Source organism: Streptomyces sp. NPDC045968, from assembly GCF_056430475.1.
The window spans coordinates 527,374-544,017 of sequence record NZ_JBWKLF010000004.1 but is presented as its reverse complement, the minus strand read 5'-3'; the positions used below and the strand labels follow the sequence as shown (position 1 = coordinate 544,017).

The window sequence follows — 16,644 nt, the reverse complement described above, 5'->3', positions numbered from 1 at the left end:
CGGACGTCCGGCCGGAAAAAACGCCGGCCCCGACGCCCCCTGGAATGAGGGCGCCGAGAACCGGCGCAGTGGCTCGCTACTTGCTGGCGGAGCCGGCAGCCTTGCCGAAGCGGGCCTCGAAGCGGGCCACACGGCCACCGGTGTCGAGGATCTTCTGCTTGCCCGTGTAGAACGGGTGGCACTCGGAGCAGACGTCGGCGCGGATCGCGCCGTTGCCGAGGGTGCTCCGGGTGGTGAACGACGCACCGCAGGTACAGCTGACCTGGGTCTCGACGTACTCGGGGTGAATGTCGCGCTTCAAGGTGTCTCCTAGTTTCGGGAGGGCTCCGGGTCGTCCGCGCGGATTGCGCGTCCGTGAACCGGGGCCGACGTACCAGTCTGCCAGGACTGGGCGTATCTCCCAAAACCGGGGTCCGGCCCCACGTATTCCCGGCCCCCCGGATACGGCGTCACTCCTGCGGATACGGCGTCACCGGACGACCTGTCCGGCCGTTCCCTTGTCGCCCGCGGATTTCGCGGTGGCCGAGGCGGGGATCACCCGGTCCTGCTTCAGGGCGGCCCAGACCTGCCGGGCGGACTTCTCCATGGGTATGACGCGGTTCGGGTCTGCCGGGTCGTACTGCACGGGCATCGTGACCATATGGACGTTCTTCGGGCCGAGGCCCTTGAGCCCGTTCGCGAATGACGCGAGTTCCTTTACCGAGCCGAGGCCGGAGTCGGTGGTGACGGCCTTCGTCGCCGCGTCGGCGAGGCCGAGGAGTTTCTTCGGGCTGGAGAACACCCCGACGCTCTTCGCCTGTTCCATCAGCGCCTTGATGAACGCCTGCTGCAACTGGATACGGCCCAGGTCGCTGCCGTCGCCCACGCTCTTACGGGTGCGGACGAGTCCGAGCGATTCCTCTCCGTCGAGTCTGTGCGTGCCGGGCTTCAGCCGCAGATGACTCTTGGAATCGTTGATCGCCTGCTCGGTGGTGATGTTCACACCGCCGAGTTCGTCTATGAGCTTCTTGAAGCCGGTGAAGTCGACCTCGATGTAGTGATCCATGCGAATGCGGGACATGGTCTCGACGGTCTTCACCGCGCAGGCCGGTCCGCCGACCTCGTACGCCGTGTTGAACATCGCCCGGTCGTCCGCGGCCACCGGTTCACCGGTGACATCGCCCGTGCAGGCGGGGCGCTCGACGATCGTGTCCCGCGGGATGGAGACGACGGAGGCCGAGGTGTGGCCCTTGTCGACGTGCATCACCATCGCGGTGTCCGACCGGGCGGCCCCCTCGTCGGCGCCGTACGCGTCGTTGGCGCCGGAGCGGGAGTCGGAGCCGAGCACCAGGATGTCCTGCGACCCGTTGTCGACGTCGTCGGGCCTGTCGGCTCCCAGCTTGGCGTCGATGTCGACGCTGGAGAGGTTGCCGTCCAGCTTGAAGTAGACGTAACCGGACCCCGCACCGCCCAGCACCACGGCCGCGGCGAGCACCCACGCGGACACGCGCAGTGCCGTGCGCCGGGGGCTGCGCTCGGGGAGCTTGCGGCGGCGGCCCCTGGCGCCCGGGCGCCGCGGTCCGATCCGCGTGGTCTCGCTCGTGTGGTCCGGCATCTGCTCACATTCCGTGACGGGTTTGCGGCTGAGAAGACTTACACACGATTGTTCCAATATGCAAAGAGCCCCCGCGTCCAGGACGCGGGGGCTCTTCGCGGGACTGCTGCGGTCTGTGATCAGCCGAACAGGTTGTAGCTCGCGCCTCCGGTGCCCAGGAGCTTGCGGGCGCCGAAGATGTTGCTGTTGGCCTGGCCGGTGCCCGGGTAGAGGTACAGCTCACCGGTCTTCAGGCGGACGATGATGTCCGCGATGCCGTCGCCGTTGAAGTCACCCGTGGTGACGAGCGCGTTGGCGACGTCCCAGGTCCTGACGAGGACCTTGGAAGCGAACGGGGCGCTCGCCTTGCCGGTGCCCTTGAAGAGGTACATCTTGCCGCCGCTGCCGCGGGCGATGATGTCGGCCTTGCCGTCGTTGGTGAAGTCGCCGCTGCCGCGGACCATATTGAAGTTGAGACCGCCGCTGCCGATCTTGCTCCGGGTGGCGAAGGAGCCGTTGCCCAGGCCGGGGTACAGCCAGAAGACACCGGCGGAGTCCGTCGACAGGATGTCGGGGTGGCCGTCGCCGGTCAGGTCGCCGGGCGCGAGGATCTGCTTGCGGGAGCCCCAGCCGGTGGCGAGCCTCTTGACCTCCCACTCACCCAGGTCTCCGGCGGCGGTGTTGTACCACTGCCAGTACAGGCTGCCGTCCGTGGTGCGGATCAGCATGTCCTGGTAGTCGTCACGGTTGAGGTCGGTCTGGAGCAGGAGGTTGATGCCGCTCCAGTCGCCGCTCCAGCTGCCCTTGGTCATCCCGGTGCCCGTGGAGTTGAACTGGTACAGCGCGCTCGACTTGCGGGCCATCAGGTCGGCCCGGTGGTCCCAGTTCATGTTGGTGTCGTAGGCACGCGCGTTGATGGCGGGAACGTAGGTGCTCACCTTGCTGAAGACGCTGTACGCGCCCTCCCCGACACAGTTCGTGATGCCCCACGACACGATGCCGACCAGCTTGCCGCCGGCCACGAGCGGGCCGCCCGAGTCACCGTTGCAGGCTCCGGTCGTCTCGGCGTCGGTCGCGCCCGTCTTGCCCGCGCAGACCATGTGGCCGGCCTTGAAGTCGCTCCCGTACGAGTTGGCGCAGGTGGCGTCCGAGACGATCGGAAGCGTCGCCGTACGCAGCGTCGTGGAGATCTCGTTGTCGGTCGAGCTGGTGCGGCCCCAGCCGTAGACCTTGGCCTGTGTGCCGGCCGCGTAGAGAGCCGTGTCCGTCTTCGACATCACGGGCAGCGGCTTGACGGTGACCGCGTCGAACAGCGTGAGCACCGCGACGTCGTTGTCAGCGGCCCCTGTGGCGCCGTTGTACTGCGGGTGGCTCCACTGGCGGTACGGCCAGGTCACCTTCCCGGAGCCGACCGTCTCGGTGGAGCTCGCGCCGGTGACGACCGTGCCGTTCGCGGCCCAGTCGAAGCCCTTGACGCAGTGCGCCGCCGTGGCGATCTTGGTGGGCGCGATCACCACACCACCGCAGAAGAAACCCTGGTTGCCGTCGTCGTACCAGAGCTGCGCCATCCACGGAGCGCTGGAGATGGACGTCTCCGTGCCGCCGATGACCATCGGGGCGGGGGTCTTGTCGTCCGAGGCGCTGAGCCTGGACGGCGCGAGTGCCGTGCGCTCCGCCTCGGCCGAGTTGGCCACGCGCTCGCGGAGTTCGGCGTCCGACGGGGCGGTGGGCCGCTCGACGGCGCCCACCGGCACGGGCGGAATCAGCTCATCGGCCTGCGAGCTGGACATCGTGAGCCCTGTGCCCACGAGGGCGAGGACTGTGACGGCTACGGCCGGAACGGCGAGCTTGAGCCGGCGCGAGTGCCGGCCCCCCCTGGTGCGTATGTGCACGCGGCGATCCTTCGTATCGGAGCCGGCGGCACGCGAAAGCCCACCGGATCGTGGAATGGCGGGGGCTCGGCAGAACGACTGCACGCAGCAGGGCAGCACAAAACAGGGCTTACGCCTCTGTGGTGCTGCCGGGATGGCCCCCCACCTCAACTGACGCAGATCGTACGCCAGTATCAACGAAAGGGGGACTACGGGGGAAGGTAAAACGAATCCGCCCCGTCACCGAGGTAACGGGGCGGATTTCAGGGACGGTTGAACTGTCCCTCTTCAGCTTTCCGGTCAGTCGTTCCCATTGCCGCTGCCGGGAGTCGTCTTCTGAATCTGCAGAAGGAACTCGGCGTTGGACTGGGTCTTCTTCATGCGGTCGAGCAGCAGCTCGATCGCCTGCTGCTGGTCGAGTGCGTGCAGCACCCGGCGCAGCTTCCAGACGACTGCCAATTCGTCGGTGCCGAGAAGGATTTCTTCCTTACGGGTGCTGGACGCGTCGACGTCCACCGCCGGGAAGATGCGCTTGTCCGAGAGCTTCCGGTCGAGCTTGAGCTCCATGTTGCCGGTGCCCTTGAACTCCTCGAAGATCACCTCGTCCATGCGCGAGCCGGTCTCGACGAGCGCGGTGGCCAGGATGGTCAGCGAGCCGCCGTCCTCGATGTTGCGCGCGGCGCCGAAGAAGCGCTTCGGCGGGTACAGCGCGGTCGAGTCGACACCACCGGACAGGATGCGTCCGGACGCCGGCGCCGCGAGGTTGTACGCGCGGCCCAGACGGGTGATCGAGTCGAGCAGGACGACCACGTCGTGACCCAGCTCCACGAGACGCTTGGCGCGCTCGATGGCCAGCTCGGCGACCGTGGTGTGGTCCTCGGCCGGGCGGTCGAAGGTCGAGGAGATGACCTCGCCCTTCACCGACCGCTGCATGTCGGTGACCTCTTCCGGACGCTCGTCGACCAGGACGACCATCAGGTGGCACTCGGGGCTGTTGACCGTGATCGCGTTGGCGATGGCCTGCAGGATCATGGTCTTACCGGTCTTCGGCGGGGCCACGATCAAGCCTCGCTGGCCCTTGCCGATCGGCGCGACCATGTCGATGATCCGCGTGGTCAGCACGTTGGAGTCGGTCTCCAGGCGGAGCCGGTCCTGCGGGTACAGCGGGGTGAGCTTCTGGAACTCGGGGCGGCTGCGGCCGGTTTCCGGCGCCATGCCGTTCACCGAGTCCAGGCGGACCAGCGCGTTGAACTTCTCGCGCCGCTCGCCGTCCTTGGGCTGGCGTACCGCGCCCGTGACGTGGTCACCCTTGCGCAGGCCGCTCTTGCGGACCTGGGCGAGCGAGACGTACACGTCGTTCGGGCCGGGCAGGTAGCCGGAGGTCCGGATGAACGCGTAGTTGTCGAGGATGTCCAGGATGCCCGCGACGGGGATCAGGACGTCGTCGTCGGCGACCTGTACGTCGGGGGCGAAGGAGTCCTCGCGGCCACGACGGCCACGGCGGTCCCGGTAACGGCCCCGGCGGCCACGGCGGCCGCCCTCGTCGTCGTAACCGTCGTCCTGGGGGCCGCCACCCTGCTGGCCCTGGCCGGCCTGGCCCTGGCTCTGGGTCTGACCCTGGCCCTGGCGCTGCGGCCGCTGGCCGCCGCCGCCCTGCTGGCCCTGGTCGTCGCCCTTGCCACGGCGGTCGCGCTGGCGATCACGACGGTCACCGCGGTCGCCGCGGTCCCCACGCTCACCGCGGTCGCCACGCTCACCCCTGTCACCACGCTCACCGCGCTGGCCGCGGTCCTGGCGGTCTCCGCGGCGGCCCTCGGCGTTGTCGACGGCGGACTCGGCCTTGGCCTCGGCCTTCGCCTCGCCGCGGTCGTCGCCACGGGCCTCGCTCTTCGGCTCGGCCTGCGGTTCCGCCCTGACGTCGGTCTTGGTGTCGGGGCTGCCCGCCTGGGCGGTCGCACGGCGCCGACGACGCTCGCCCGTGGGCTGGTCGTCATTGGCCGGCTGGCCGGGGATGTCGATCTGCTGCTGGGCCGTGGCCTTGCTCTCGGGCGAGGCGGCGGCCTCGTCCCCGGTGCGGGCCTTGGACGTGGCACGCCGCTTCGGCTTGCTCTCGGTGTCCGTGCCGGCGGAGGCCGCAGCGGCCTTGGAGGCAGTCTTGGGAGCGGAGGAGCCCCCGGCCTGCGCCTCCTTGATGACCTCGATCAGCTGGCTCTTGCGCATGCGCGCGGTGCCCCTGATGCCGAGGCCGGACGCGACCTGCTGCAGCTCGGCCAGGACCATGCCATCGAGGCCGGTGCCGGAGCGGCGGCGCCGTGCGGTGGTGCCAGTGGCAGCACCTTCGGCGGGCGCGGCGCTGTCGACGTTCTTGTCGGCAGTCACGCCCATCAGATCGGTGGTGTCGCTCACGAAGGGTCCTTCCCTGGAGCGGACGTCGGCCTTCTGGCTCGGCGACCGGTTGTGCTGTCCGACTGCGGTCTGTGATCTTCTCGATCGCGGACCTTGCCGGGGCGGTGGTCCGCCGGGTACGGCGGAGAGATGAATGTGCGGGGTCCGGCGCGAGATCCCCCTGCTCGGCCCACTCCTGGACATAGCGAGGGGGTGTCGTGCCGGTTCCGGAGCGTGCTCGAAACTGCTCAGGCAGGCTGCTCAGGCAGTTGGGGAGGCTCCCGGAAGAATGGTGGTCCCGGACGGGGACACGAAGCAACGCGCCACAAAGACGTCGGTTGCAGACTTGAGGTTAACACTACCGGCTCCAACAAACATTCCCCCTCTCACTCACCGGTAATCACATGTGACTACGAGGCGAGCGGCAGCACGCTCGTACCCGTGGCGTCGAGTGCGAGCCGGTTCGCGGCCCATCCCTCGCCCGCCAGTCCGGCCACCTTGTCGGCCGAACCCTCATCCGTCAGCGCGAGGACCGTGGGGCCCGCGCCTGAGATGACAGCAGGGACGCCGTCGGCCCTCAGACGGTTGACCAGGTCCACGCTCTCCGGCATCGCGGGCGCCCGGTACTCCTGGTGGATCCGGTCCTCGGTGGCGGCGAGCAGCAGCTCGGGACGCCTGGTCAGGGCCTCGACGAGCAGTCCGGCACGACCGGCGTTGGCCGCGGCGTCCACATGCGGGACGGTGCGCGGGAGCAGACCGCGGGCGGTCTCGGTGAGGACGGGCCTGCCCGGCACGAAAACCACCGGAACGACGGAATCGGCGGGGTCCATCCTGATCGCCCTGGCGGCTCCGCCGTCCATCCAGGCGAGCGTGAAGCCGCCGAGGAGACAGGCCGCGACGTTGTCGGGGTGGCCCTCGATCTCGGTCGCGAGCTCCAGCAGGGCCGCGTCGTCGAGGCGGGCGTCGCCGCCCGTCGTCACGGCGCGGGCGGCGACGATGCCGGCGCAGATGGCGGCGGAGGAGGAACCGAGGCCACGGCCGTGCGGGATGCGGTTGGCGCAGACGATCTCCAGGCCCCGGGGCTGTCCGCCGAGCAGGTCGAAGGCGGTGCGCAGGGAGCGTACGAGGAGGTGGCTCTCGTCGCGGGGCAGCGTGTCGGCGCCCTCACCGGCGATGTCGATGTGCAGTCCCGAGTCGGCGACCCGGACCACGACATCGTCGTACAGCCCCAGTGAGAGGCCCAGGGCGTCGAAGCCCGGGCCCAGGTTGGCGCTGGTCGCGGGGGTGCGCACCCGGACGGGGGCAGCTCGGAACGCGGGACCGGCCATCGGCTGGACGACTCTCCTTGTAAGGCGGCGGGGATGTGGTGCGTGGTGGATCGGCGTGCGGGGGTGTGGAGCGGGGCGGCTGTGGGGGTCGCGGCTGCGGATGCGGCGGATATCCGGTGGCGGACCCGACGGCCACGACGGCAGCTGCACCGCGTCGACCACGGCGGAGCGTGTGGGTACAGCTTATCGAAGGAAGGTTCTGTCGCGACATAGGGCGCACAGGAGGCGCACGATGCGTGTCGCACGCCTCCTATGCGCTCTCCGCCCCGAAAAGGGGCGGTTGAGCTGGTTCCTACCGCTGTTCCCGGCCTGGCCGTACGGCCTAGACGAGGCCCAGCTTCTCCGCCGCGGCGACCGCGTCGACCGGGACGGTGACCGGCTGCGGGGCGCCCGCGACGGCCCAGTCGGGGTCCTTGAGGCCGTTGCCCGTGACCGTGCAGACGATCTTCTGGCCGGGGTCGACCTTGCCCTCTTCGGCGGCCTTGAGCAGACCGGCGACCGAGGCGGCCGACGCGGGCTCGACGAAGACGCCCTCCTGGGATGCCAACAGGCGGTAGGCGGCCAGGATCTGACGGTCCGTCACCTCGTCGATGAAGCCGCCCGACTCGTCCCGCGCGTTCAGCGCGTACTGCCAGGACGCCGGGTTGCCGATCCGGATCGCGGTGGCGATCGTCGAGGGGTCCTTGACGATCTCGCCGCGCACGATGGGCGCGGACCCGGAAGCCTGGAAGCCCCACATACGCGGGGTGCGCGCGGCCATGCCGTCCGCCGCGTATTCGGTGTAACCCTTCCAGTACGCGGTGATGTTGCCCGCGTTGCCGACGGGCAGGACGTGGATGTCCGGCGCGTCGCCGAGCGCGTCCACGATCTCGAACGCGGCGGTCTTCTGGCCCTCGATACGGACCGGATTGACCGAATTGACCAGTGCCACCGGGTAGTTGTCCGAGAGCGAGCGGGCCAGGGTGAGGCAGTCGTCGAAGTTGCCGTCGACCTGGAGGATCTTGGCGCCGTGGACGAGCGCCTGCCCCATCTTGCCGAGCGCGATCTTGCCCTGCGGCACGAGGACGGCACAGACCATGCCGGCCCGCACCGCATAGGCGGCGGCGGAGGCCGAGGTGTTGCCGGTGGAGGCGCAGATGACGGCCTGCGCGCCCTCCTCCTTGGCGCGGGTGATCGCCATCGTCATACCGCGGTCCTTGAACGAACCGGTGGGGTTGGCGCCCTCCACCTTGAGGTGCACCTCGCAGCCCGTGCGCTCGGAGAGGACCTGAGCGGGGACGAGCGGCGTGCCACCCTCACGAAGCGTGACGACCGGCGTCGTGTTCGTGACCGGAAGGCGGTCCCGGTACTCCTCGATGATGCCGCGCCACTGGTGGGTGCCCTTGGTGGTCATGGGTCCTTACTCCCCTTCAACACGCATGATGCTGGCGACACCGCGCACGGTGTCCAGCTTGCGCAGCGCCTCGACGGTCGCCGAGAGGGCGGCGTCGGGCGCGCGGTGGGTGACGACGACGAGGGATGCCTCGCCGTCTCCGTCCTGTCGGCTCTGCTGGCGGACCGTATCGATGGATACGCCCTGTTCGGCGAAGACCGTCGCGACCTGGGCGAGTACGCCAGGCTTGTCGGCCACGTCGAGACTGATGTGGTACCGCGTGACGACCTCGCCCATGGGGCTGACCGGCAGACGCGTGTACGCGGACTCACCGGGGCCGGTGGCCTCGTTGAGCTTGTTGCGGCAGACCGCGACCAGGTCGCCGAGGACCGCGGACGCGGTCGGCGAGCCACCGGCGCCGGGGCCGTAGAACATCAGCTGGCCGGCCGCGTCGGCCTCGACGAAGACCGCGTTGTACGCCTCGCGCACGGAGGCCAGCGGGTGGCTGAGCGGGATCATCGCGGGGTGCACGCGGGCGGTGACGGAGTTGCCGTCGGCGGCGCGCTCGCAGATGGCGAGGAGCTTGACGGTGCAGCCCATACGGCGGGCGGACGCGATGTCCGCCGCGGTCACCTCGGTGATGCCCTCGCGGTGCACCTCACCGATCTTCACCCGGGTGTGGAAGGCGATGCCCGCGAGGATCGCGGCCTTCGCGGCGGCGTCGAAGCCCTCGACGTCGGCGGTCGGGTCGGCTTCGGCGTACCCGAGGGCTGTGGCCTCGTCGAGCGCCTCGGAATAACCTGCTCCGCTCGTGTCCATCTTGTCGAGGATGAAGTTGGTGGTGCCGTTGACGATGCCCAGGACCCGGTTGACCTTGTCGCCGGCGAGGGATTCGCGCAGCGGGCGTACGAGCGGAATGGCGCCGGCCACGGCCGCCTCGTAGTAGAGGTCCCGGCCCTGGCTCTCCGCGGCGGCGTGCAGCGCGGCGCCGTCCTCGGCGAGCAGTGCCTTGTTGGCCGAGACGACGCTCGCGCCGTGCTCGAAGGCGGTCGTGATCAGGGTCCGGGCCGGCTCGATGCCCCCGATGACCTCGATGACCACATCGATGTCACCCCGTTTGACCAGGGCGGTCGCGTCCGTGGTGATCAGCGCGGGGTCGATCCCCTCCCGCACCTTGGAGGGCCGGCGGACGGCGACACCGGCGAGCTCCACCGGCGCGCCGATGCGCGCGGCGAGGTCGTCGGCGTGCGTCGTCATGATGCGGGCCACCTCTGAGCCGACCACTCCACAGCCCAGCAGCGCCACCTTCAGCGGACGCGTACGCATCATCCGACCTCTTTCTCATACATGCTCATGTGTGGACCAGTCTCACTCACCGGACGGGAGTTTCTGCCACCCGTCCGGATTCTGAGATGACTATTTCATCAGCCGACATCGAGTGACAGAAGATCTTCCTCTGTCTCCCGCCGGACGATCACTCGCGCCTGTCCGTCCCGCACGGCGACGACCGGCGGGCGCAGGGCGTGGTTGTAGTTGCTCGCCATGGAACGGCAGTACGCACCCGTGGCGGGGACCGCGATCAGGTCGCCGGGGGCGAGGTCGGCCGGCAGGAACGCGTCCTTGACCACGATGTCTCCGCTCTCGCAGTGCTTGCCGACGACACGTACGAGCATCGGCTCGGCGTCGGAGCTGCGGGAGACGAGCGCGACGCTGTATTCGGCGTCGTACAGGGCGGTACGGATGTTGTCCGACATGCCGCCGTCGACGCTCACGTACGTACGGAGTCCGTCGAGGGGCTTGATGGTGCCGACCTCGTACAGCGTGAACGCCGTGGGTCCGACGATGGCGCGGCCCGGCTCGACCGAGATCCGCGGGGTGGCGAGACCGGACGCCTCGCACTCACGGGTGACGATGTCGCTGAGCGCCTTGGCGATCTCGTGCGGCTCGCGCGGGTCGTCCTCGGAGGTGTAGGCGATGCCGAGGCCGCCGCCCAGGTCGATCTCGGGAAGCTCCACGCCGTGCTCGTCACGGACCTCGGCGAGCAGCTGCACCACGCGGCGTGCGGACACCTCGAAGCCGGCCATGTCGAAGATCTGCGAGCCGATGTGCGAGTGGATGCCGATGAGTTCGAGGCCGTCGAGGGTGAGCGCCCGGCGGACGGCCTCCGCGGCCTGTCCCCCGGCCAGTGCGATGCCGAACTTCTGGTCCTCGTGGGCGGTCGCGATGAACTCGTGCGTGTGCGCCTCGACGCCGACGGTGACGCGGATCTGTACGCGCTGGCGCTTGCCGAGGCGCTGGGCGACGTCGGCGACCCGGACGATCTCCTGGAAGGAGTCGAGCACGATCCGTCCGACGCCGAGTCCTACCGCGCGCTCGATCTCGGCCAGGCTCTTGTTGTTGCCGTGGAAGGCGATGCGCTCGGCGGGCATTCCGGCGTCCAGCGCGGTGGTCAGCTCGCCGCCGGAGCAGACGTCGAGGTTCAGCCCCTCCTCCTGGAGCCAGCGCACGACGGCACGCGACAGGAACGCCTTCCCCGCGTAGAACACATCGGCGTCGCGCCCGAAGGCGTCGGCCCAGGCGCGGCACCTGGCGCGGAAGTCGCTCTCGTCGAGGAAGTAGGCCGGGGTGCCGAATTCCTCGGCGAGCCGGGCGACTTCGATCCCGCCGACGGTGAGCGCGCCGTCCGCGTCACGGGTGACGGTACGGGACCAGACCTTCTCGTCCAGGACGTTCAGATCGGCGGGCGGCGCCGCGTAGTGCCCTTCGTGGAGGACATCGGCGTGACGGGGTCCGGCGGGGTGGGCGGATCGGCTCATCGTCTTGTTCTGCTCTCTCGGGTCTCAGAGGTGTTCGGGCGCGCTGATGCCGAGCAGGTACAGGCCGCCTGCCAGCACCGTCCCGGCGGCTTCGGCAAGGGCCAGCCGGGAACGGTGGGCGGCCGAGGGTTTCTCGTCGCCGACGGGGAGCGGCGAACTGGCGTCATGGAAGTCGAAGAAGGCGTGCGCCACCGTTTCGAGGTGCCGGGCGATCCGGTCGGGTGCGTGGAGACGGGCCGCCGCGGCGAGGACGCCGGGGTGGTCGGCGAGTGCGGCGTGGAGCGCGGGGGCCTCGACGTCCTCCTCGTACGCGCCGGTGAACCCGAGCTGCGCGGCGCCACGGGTGAGCGCGCGGGCGCGGGCGTGGGCGTAGCGGACGAGGAAGAGCTGATTGGCCTCGCTCTGCACGAGGAGGTCGTCGCCGAGGGGGGCACGGTCGTGACCGGCGGGGCGGAGCAGTCCCCACAGGACGGCGTCGCGGCCGAGCCGGGCGAGCAGTTCGCCGGCCGTGGCTCCGGCGGGGACGGGCCGGAGCTCGACGCTGCCGGCGGCCCCGTCGTACAGTCCCGCGTCGACCCGCAGGTGCTCCCAGTCGGGGTCGGGCGTCCCGGTGCAGCCGGTGCGCACCTGGCCGCCCTGCGTGCGCAGGACGCGCGACACGGTCTGCGAGACCACGGCGGCCCGGACCTCGGGCCGGTGGTGCAGCCGGTGGAGCTGTCCGGTGTGCGCGGTGACCCGCCCGTAGCGGAGCCCCTGCTCCCGTACCTCGTGGACGAGGGCGGCGCGCGCGGCGGCGTCGGCCGACGTGTCGAGCGTGAAGTTCAGAAAGCCGGGCCCGGTGATCTCGATCCGCCCGATCCCGGGCGTACCGGCGACCCGGTCGCGCAGGATCCCGGCCACGTCCCGGGCGGGGAGCGCGGCGGGACCGGCCAGCTGGAGGGCCACGGCGCAGGCGTAGTCGCCGCTGCCGCCGGGCCTGGTCCTCTCCACTCGCACGCGCGCGGGTACGGGCGCGCGCAAGGCATCCTCGTCGACCGCGCGCCGCACGGCGTGCAGCACGGTTCTGGAGAGATCTGCCGGGGTCACAGGACAAGCGTATGGGAGGAGGGGGGGCACTTCGCGACCCGGTTTCGCCATGCGGTCAGCCCGCGGGGCTCCCCGCCCGCCCGGCACCGTGCCGTCCGTCGACCGACGGCGGGTCCTCGCGGCGCATCAGACGCCGGACCATCCGCACGAGCTCACTGGGCTCGAACGGCTTGGCCAGAAAGGCATCGACGCCCGCGGCCACCCCCGCGTCCACCTCGTACGGCGTGCAGGCGCTGATGATCGCGACGGGCAGATGACTCGTCCGCGGATCGGCACGCAGCCGGGCGGCGGTCTGCACTCCGTCGAGCCGGGGCATCACCACATCGAGCGTGATCACATCCGGACAGACCCTGTGCACCAGTTCCAGGCACTCGGCACCATCGGCCGCGGTCACGACCTCGAAGCCCTCCAGCTCGAGATTGACCCTGATCAACTGCCGGATGACCTTGCTGTCGTCGACAACAAGCACACGGCCGGACGCGCCAGACACTCTCCGAGGGTAGGTCCGCCGGAGGGGCTGCGTCCGGGTTTTGCCCACTTCCGCCCACGGGCGGAAGGCGCGGGGACGCGTGAATCCGCCCGCGCTACGACATCCGGGGACCCGTGAATACCTGTTCACGGACAGCCCGCGGAAGCTGGTAGGGTTTCACTCGTCGCCGCACAACACAGCGACACGCCCCCGTAGCTCAGGGGATAGAGCATCGGCCTCCGGAGCCGGGTGCGCAGGTTCGAATCCTGCCGGGGGCACTCCAGCCGGGACAACGCGATCACCTCGCTGACCAGCTGAAGTGCCAAGCATGAAGGCCCGGACTCAGTTCTGCTGAGTCCGGGCCTTTGTCGTTGTCTCTCACTGATCGCGAGTGTGTGGCGAGCGGGTTTCAGCGTGCCCAATCCCTTGTCAGTGATCCCTGTTAGCTTCATGCGACTCGTGTGGTCCACGAGCTCACATGCTCACAGGGGAGGGACATTGACCAGGTTCGGAAGGACAGGCAGACGCAGACGGATGGTGGTGGCGGGCTGCGTGGGGGCGCTGCTGGCCGCAGCTGCCGGTACGGCGCATGCGGTGGACAACTTGCCGCCGAAGCAGCCGTTGGTCCAGGACCTCCAGTCGGAGGGCAAGGCCTGCGCGACCGGCGACGACACGCCGTACGTCCCGGAGCCGCCCAGGCTCAGCGCCGTGTTGTACGACCCGGAGGAGGACAACCAGCCCTCCGAATTCAGCCCGCTCAAGGGCGAGTTCGAAGCCTGGTGGACGGACGCGGCGGGAGTGGAGCAGCGTCGTACCCACACCACCATCACCTTGTCGTCGGGGTCGCGCCAGTACTGGACGGTGCCGGACGACATCCCGGCGAACACGGTCGTCTCCTGGCACGTCCGCGCGAACGACGGCGAGGCGACCTCCGCATGGAGCGATGCCGGCGACGGTTCGGTCTGCTCGTTCGTGTACGACGACGTGAACCCTGAGAAGGCGACGATCAGCTCCCCCGAATACCCCAGCCCCGAGGACGTGTTCTGGGTGGACGGGGTGGGTGTATACGGCCACTTCACCGTGGACTCGCCGTCCGACGACGTGGTGTCGTACACGTACGGCTTCATGGGCGGCCCTTATGGGACCGTCTCCGCCGAGCGGCCGGGCGGAGCTGTGACCCTTCCGTACCTGCCGCTCACCACAGGGCCGAAGTCGCTGACGGTCCGCGCGATCGACCGGGCGGGCCGGAGCAGCGGGACGTCGTCGTACGACTTCAACGTGCAGTCCGGGCGTGCTCCTGTCGCCCGCTGGAAGCTGGACGACCCGGCAGGCTCCCGCTCGGCCGCGGCCGAGGCGGGCACCCTCGCCCGTGCCGGCACCGGCGTGACCTTCGGCGGACCGGTGCCCACGGGCACCGGAACAACCGCCACGGTCAGCCTTGACGGCAGCGGCCACGGCTTCCTCACCCCGGGGGCCCCGGCGACCGACATCCGCAAGACCTTCGCCGTGAGCGCCTGGGTGCGGCCCGCCGAAACCGGCCGGACCATGACCGTCGCCAGCCAGGACGCCGACGGGAAGCCCGGCTTCGGCCTCGGGCTGCGCAGCCGGAACACCGGCCCTGTCTGGTCGTTCGCGATCGGGGACGCACGGGTGTCCGGTGGCGTGCCCGAGACAGGCGAGTGGGCCCATCTGCTGGGGCTGTACGACGCGGAGACGGGTCGCGCGCAGTTGTATGTCAACGGTCATGAGGTCGGCACCGCGGCAGAGGCGACTCCCGCCGAGGCGGCCGGTGCGTTCCAGATCGGACGCGCCCGTGGGGCTACCGGCTACCGCGACCGGTGGCACGGCGACATCGGTGACGTACAGGTCCACGACCGGGTGGTGGTACCGGATGAGGTGGCCGAACTGGCACTGCGCAAGCCGCAGCTGCTCGGCCACTGGTCGATGACGAGCGCGGCAGACGGCGCGAGCCCCGAGCAGTCGGGCGGCGCGCCGTTGCGGCTCGGCACGGGAGCTTCGATCTACCGGGGCTCCCACGACTCCTGCATCCCGGAAATCGACCCCGACTGCACCTACGTGCCGCCGCCACTCGTCGGCGACGGGCATCTGCGCCTGGACGGCGAGACCGGATACGCCGCTGCCGACGGGCCGGTCGTGGACACCGGGGACAGTTTCACCCTCGGCGTCGTCGTGCGCCTCGCGGACTCGGCGCCGGCCCACCCGATGACCGTGCTCTCGCAGGCCGGCGAGCACACCGACGCGTTCAAGGTGCGCTACGAGCCGTCCACGCACACCTGGCAACTGGTGATGCCGGAGAAGGACGAGGTCGGGGCCCCCGAGAAGGTGGTGTCCCGGATCGCGGCCGCGGACGGCGGCGAGGGCCAGGGTCATCATCTCGCCGTGGTCTACGACGACGGGACCGACACCATCAAGCTCTACCTCGACGGCTACACCAGCGCCGGCGCGACGGCAACCCTCGCCAACGGCTGGCACAGCAGCGGTGCCCTCCAGATCGGCCGGGCCAAGACCGGTGAGGGCTGGGGCGAGTACCTCCACGGCGATGTGGATGAAGTGCAGGCCTACTCCGGTGCGCTGCGGGACGAGGACGTACACAGCCTGGGCCGAGGTACGGATCCCTGCCTGTGCTGATCCGTCCCTGCTGAGCCGAGAGGCCGGACGGACTTTCCGGGTCAAGTCCCTGACCAGCAGAAATGCTGGTCAGGGACTTTTTTGCGGCCCTGGCTAGGACAGGGTCTCCGCGACCACCGATGCCGCCTGGGCGATCAGTCGGTCGTCGTAGCCGGTGTCCGGCTTTCTGCTGTTCGACATGATCGCCACCACGATGGGGGCGGTGTCGGGGGGCCAGACCACGGCGATGTCGTTGCGGACGCCGTAGGTGCTGCCCGCGCCCGCGCGGTTGCCGACCACCCAGGTCTTGGGCATTCCGGCCTTGATGAGGGCGCCACCTGTCGTGCTGGAGCGGAGCCATTTCGCGAGTTGGGTGCGTTCGGGCTTGCCCAGGGTGTCGTCGATGACGAAGGCGCGCAGGTCCTCGGCCAGGGCCCGCGGGGTGCTCGTGTCCTGGGTGGCGCCCGGGGACCACTGGTTGAGCTGGGTCTCGCGGCGGTCCATCCGGGTGACGTCGTCGCCGATCTCCTCCAGGGCCGCGTCCAGGCCCTCGGGGCCGCCCAGTTGGTCGAAGAGGAGGTTGGCCGCGGTGTTGTCGCCGTACCGTATGGCGGCGTCGCACAGTGCGCCGAGGGTCATGCCCGTACCGACGTGCTTCGCCGTGACCTCGGAGCGGGGGACCAGGTCGTTCCTGGAGTACCTGACGACCCGGTCCATGCCGCTCAGGGAGAACTTGCGCAGGACGGCGCCGGCGGCCAGGGCCTTGAAGGTGGAGGCGTAGGCGAATCGCTCGTCGTCGTTGTGGGCCACCTCGCGTCCGGTGCCCGTGTCGACGGCGTAGACGCCGAGCCGGGCGTCGAACGTGCGCTCAAGGGCGGCGAAGCGCCGTTGCAGTGCGCGGGTCTCGGCGGCGGGTAAGGGCTTGGCGGCCTCGCTCGGGTGGGTTGGTTCGCTCGTCGCGGCGGATGGGGAGCGGGGCGGGTCGGAGGCCGGGTCGGCTGCCTGTCCGCAGGCCGTCAGAGGGGCTAGGGCGAGTGTGGCGAGCGCGCCGAGGGCGGCGCGCAGGGCACGGGATTGCTGCATGGTCCAAACCTCCGGGCCCCCGCACGCAGGGCG

At 70.0% G+C, this 16,644-nt stretch carries 12 protein-coding genes and 1 tRNA gene; 2 read left to right on the top strand and 11 right to left on the bottom strand.

What is annotated here, in order from left to right:
* Window positions 1-76: 76 nt before the first annotated feature.
* From rpmE to AC07FA_RS15195, 10 genes are all read right to left on the bottom strand, one after another.
* The gene (gene rpmE / locus AC07FA_RS15240; RefSeq protein WP_173315987.1) at window positions 77-301 is read right to left on the bottom strand and encodes a 50S ribosomal protein L31; all 225 of its coding nucleotides are present in this window, start codon (window positions 299-301) and stop codon (window positions 77-79) included.
* 168 nt (window positions 302-469) lie between these two features.
* The gene (locus AC07FA_RS15235) at window positions 470-1,594 is read right to left on the bottom strand and encodes an LCP family protein (protein ID WP_479075789.1); all 1,125 of its coding nucleotides are present in this window, start codon (window positions 1,592-1,594) and stop codon (window positions 470-472) included.
* A gap of 119 nt (window positions 1,595-1,713) precedes the next feature.
* Window positions 1,714-3,465 carry a trypsin-like serine protease gene (locus AC07FA_RS15230; protein WP_479075787.1) on the bottom strand — a complete coding sequence of 584 codons (1,752 nt, stop codon included), beginning with the start codon at window positions 3,463-3,465 and terminating at the stop codon, window positions 1,714-1,716.
* A gap of 279 nt (window positions 3,466-3,744) precedes the next feature.
* Window positions 3,745-5,850 carry a transcription termination factor Rho gene (gene rho, locus AC07FA_RS15225; RefSeq protein ID WP_479075786.1) on the bottom strand — a complete coding sequence of 702 codons (2,106 nt, stop codon included), beginning with the start codon at window positions 5,848-5,850 and terminating at the stop codon, window positions 3,745-3,747.
* 389 nt (window positions 5,851-6,239) lie between these two features.
* The gene (gene thrB / locus AC07FA_RS15220) at window positions 6,240-7,157 is read right to left on the bottom strand and encodes a homoserine kinase (RefSeq protein ID WP_479075785.1); all 918 of its coding nucleotides are present in this window, start codon (window positions 7,155-7,157) and stop codon (window positions 6,240-6,242) included.
* A 322-nt stretch (window positions 7,158-7,479) separates the two neighbouring features.
* A complete protein-coding gene (thrC, locus tag AC07FA_RS15215) occupies window positions 7,480-8,550 on the bottom strand; it encodes a threonine synthase (RefSeq protein ID WP_479075784.1) in 1,071 nt (356 codons plus the stop codon).
* Window positions 8,551-8,556: 6 nt separating this feature from the next.
* Window positions 8,557-9,855: a homoserine dehydrogenase gene (locus AC07FA_RS15210; RefSeq protein WP_479075949.1), complete on the bottom strand. Its 1,299-nt coding sequence runs from the start codon at window positions 9,853-9,855 to the stop codon at window positions 8,557-8,559.
* A gap of 98 nt (window positions 9,856-9,953) precedes the next feature.
* Window positions 9,954-11,345 (bottom strand): diaminopimelate decarboxylase, encoded by a 1,392-nt coding sequence (lysA, locus tag AC07FA_RS15205; RefSeq protein WP_479075783.1) that lies wholly within the window; start codon window positions 11,343-11,345, stop codon window positions 9,954-9,956.
* A 24-nt stretch (window positions 11,346-11,369) separates the two neighbouring features.
* Entirely contained in the window at window positions 11,370-12,431 is a 1,062-nt protein-coding gene (nrtL, locus tag AC07FA_RS15200; protein WP_479075782.1) for an ArgS-related anticodon-binding protein NrtL, read from the bottom strand.
* Between the two features lie 55 nt (window positions 12,432-12,486).
* On the bottom strand, window positions 12,487-12,921 hold the full coding sequence (locus AC07FA_RS15195; RefSeq protein ID WP_479075780.1) for a response regulator: 435 nt from the start codon (window positions 12,919-12,921) through the stop codon (window positions 12,487-12,489).
* 185 nt (window positions 12,922-13,106) lie between these two features.
* On the opposite strand from AC07FA_RS15195, the gene AC07FA_RS15190 reads away from it, so the two are divergent.
* Window positions 13,107-13,178: transfer RNA gene (locus tag AC07FA_RS15190), tRNA-Arg, on the top strand.
* A gap of 256 nt (window positions 13,179-13,434) precedes the next feature.
* A complete protein-coding gene (locus AC07FA_RS15185; RefSeq protein WP_479075948.1) occupies window positions 13,435-15,549 on the top strand; it encodes a LamG domain-containing protein in 2,115 nt (704 codons plus the stop codon).
* Window positions 15,550-15,642: 93 nt separating this feature from the next.
* Here the strand turns inward: AC07FA_RS15185 and bla are convergent, their stop codons facing one another.
* On the bottom strand, window positions 15,643-16,611 hold the full coding sequence (gene bla / locus AC07FA_RS15180) for a class A beta-lactamase (RefSeq protein WP_479075779.1): 969 nt from the start codon (window positions 16,609-16,611) through the stop codon (window positions 15,643-15,645).
* Window positions 16,612-16,644 lie beyond the last annotated feature (33 nt).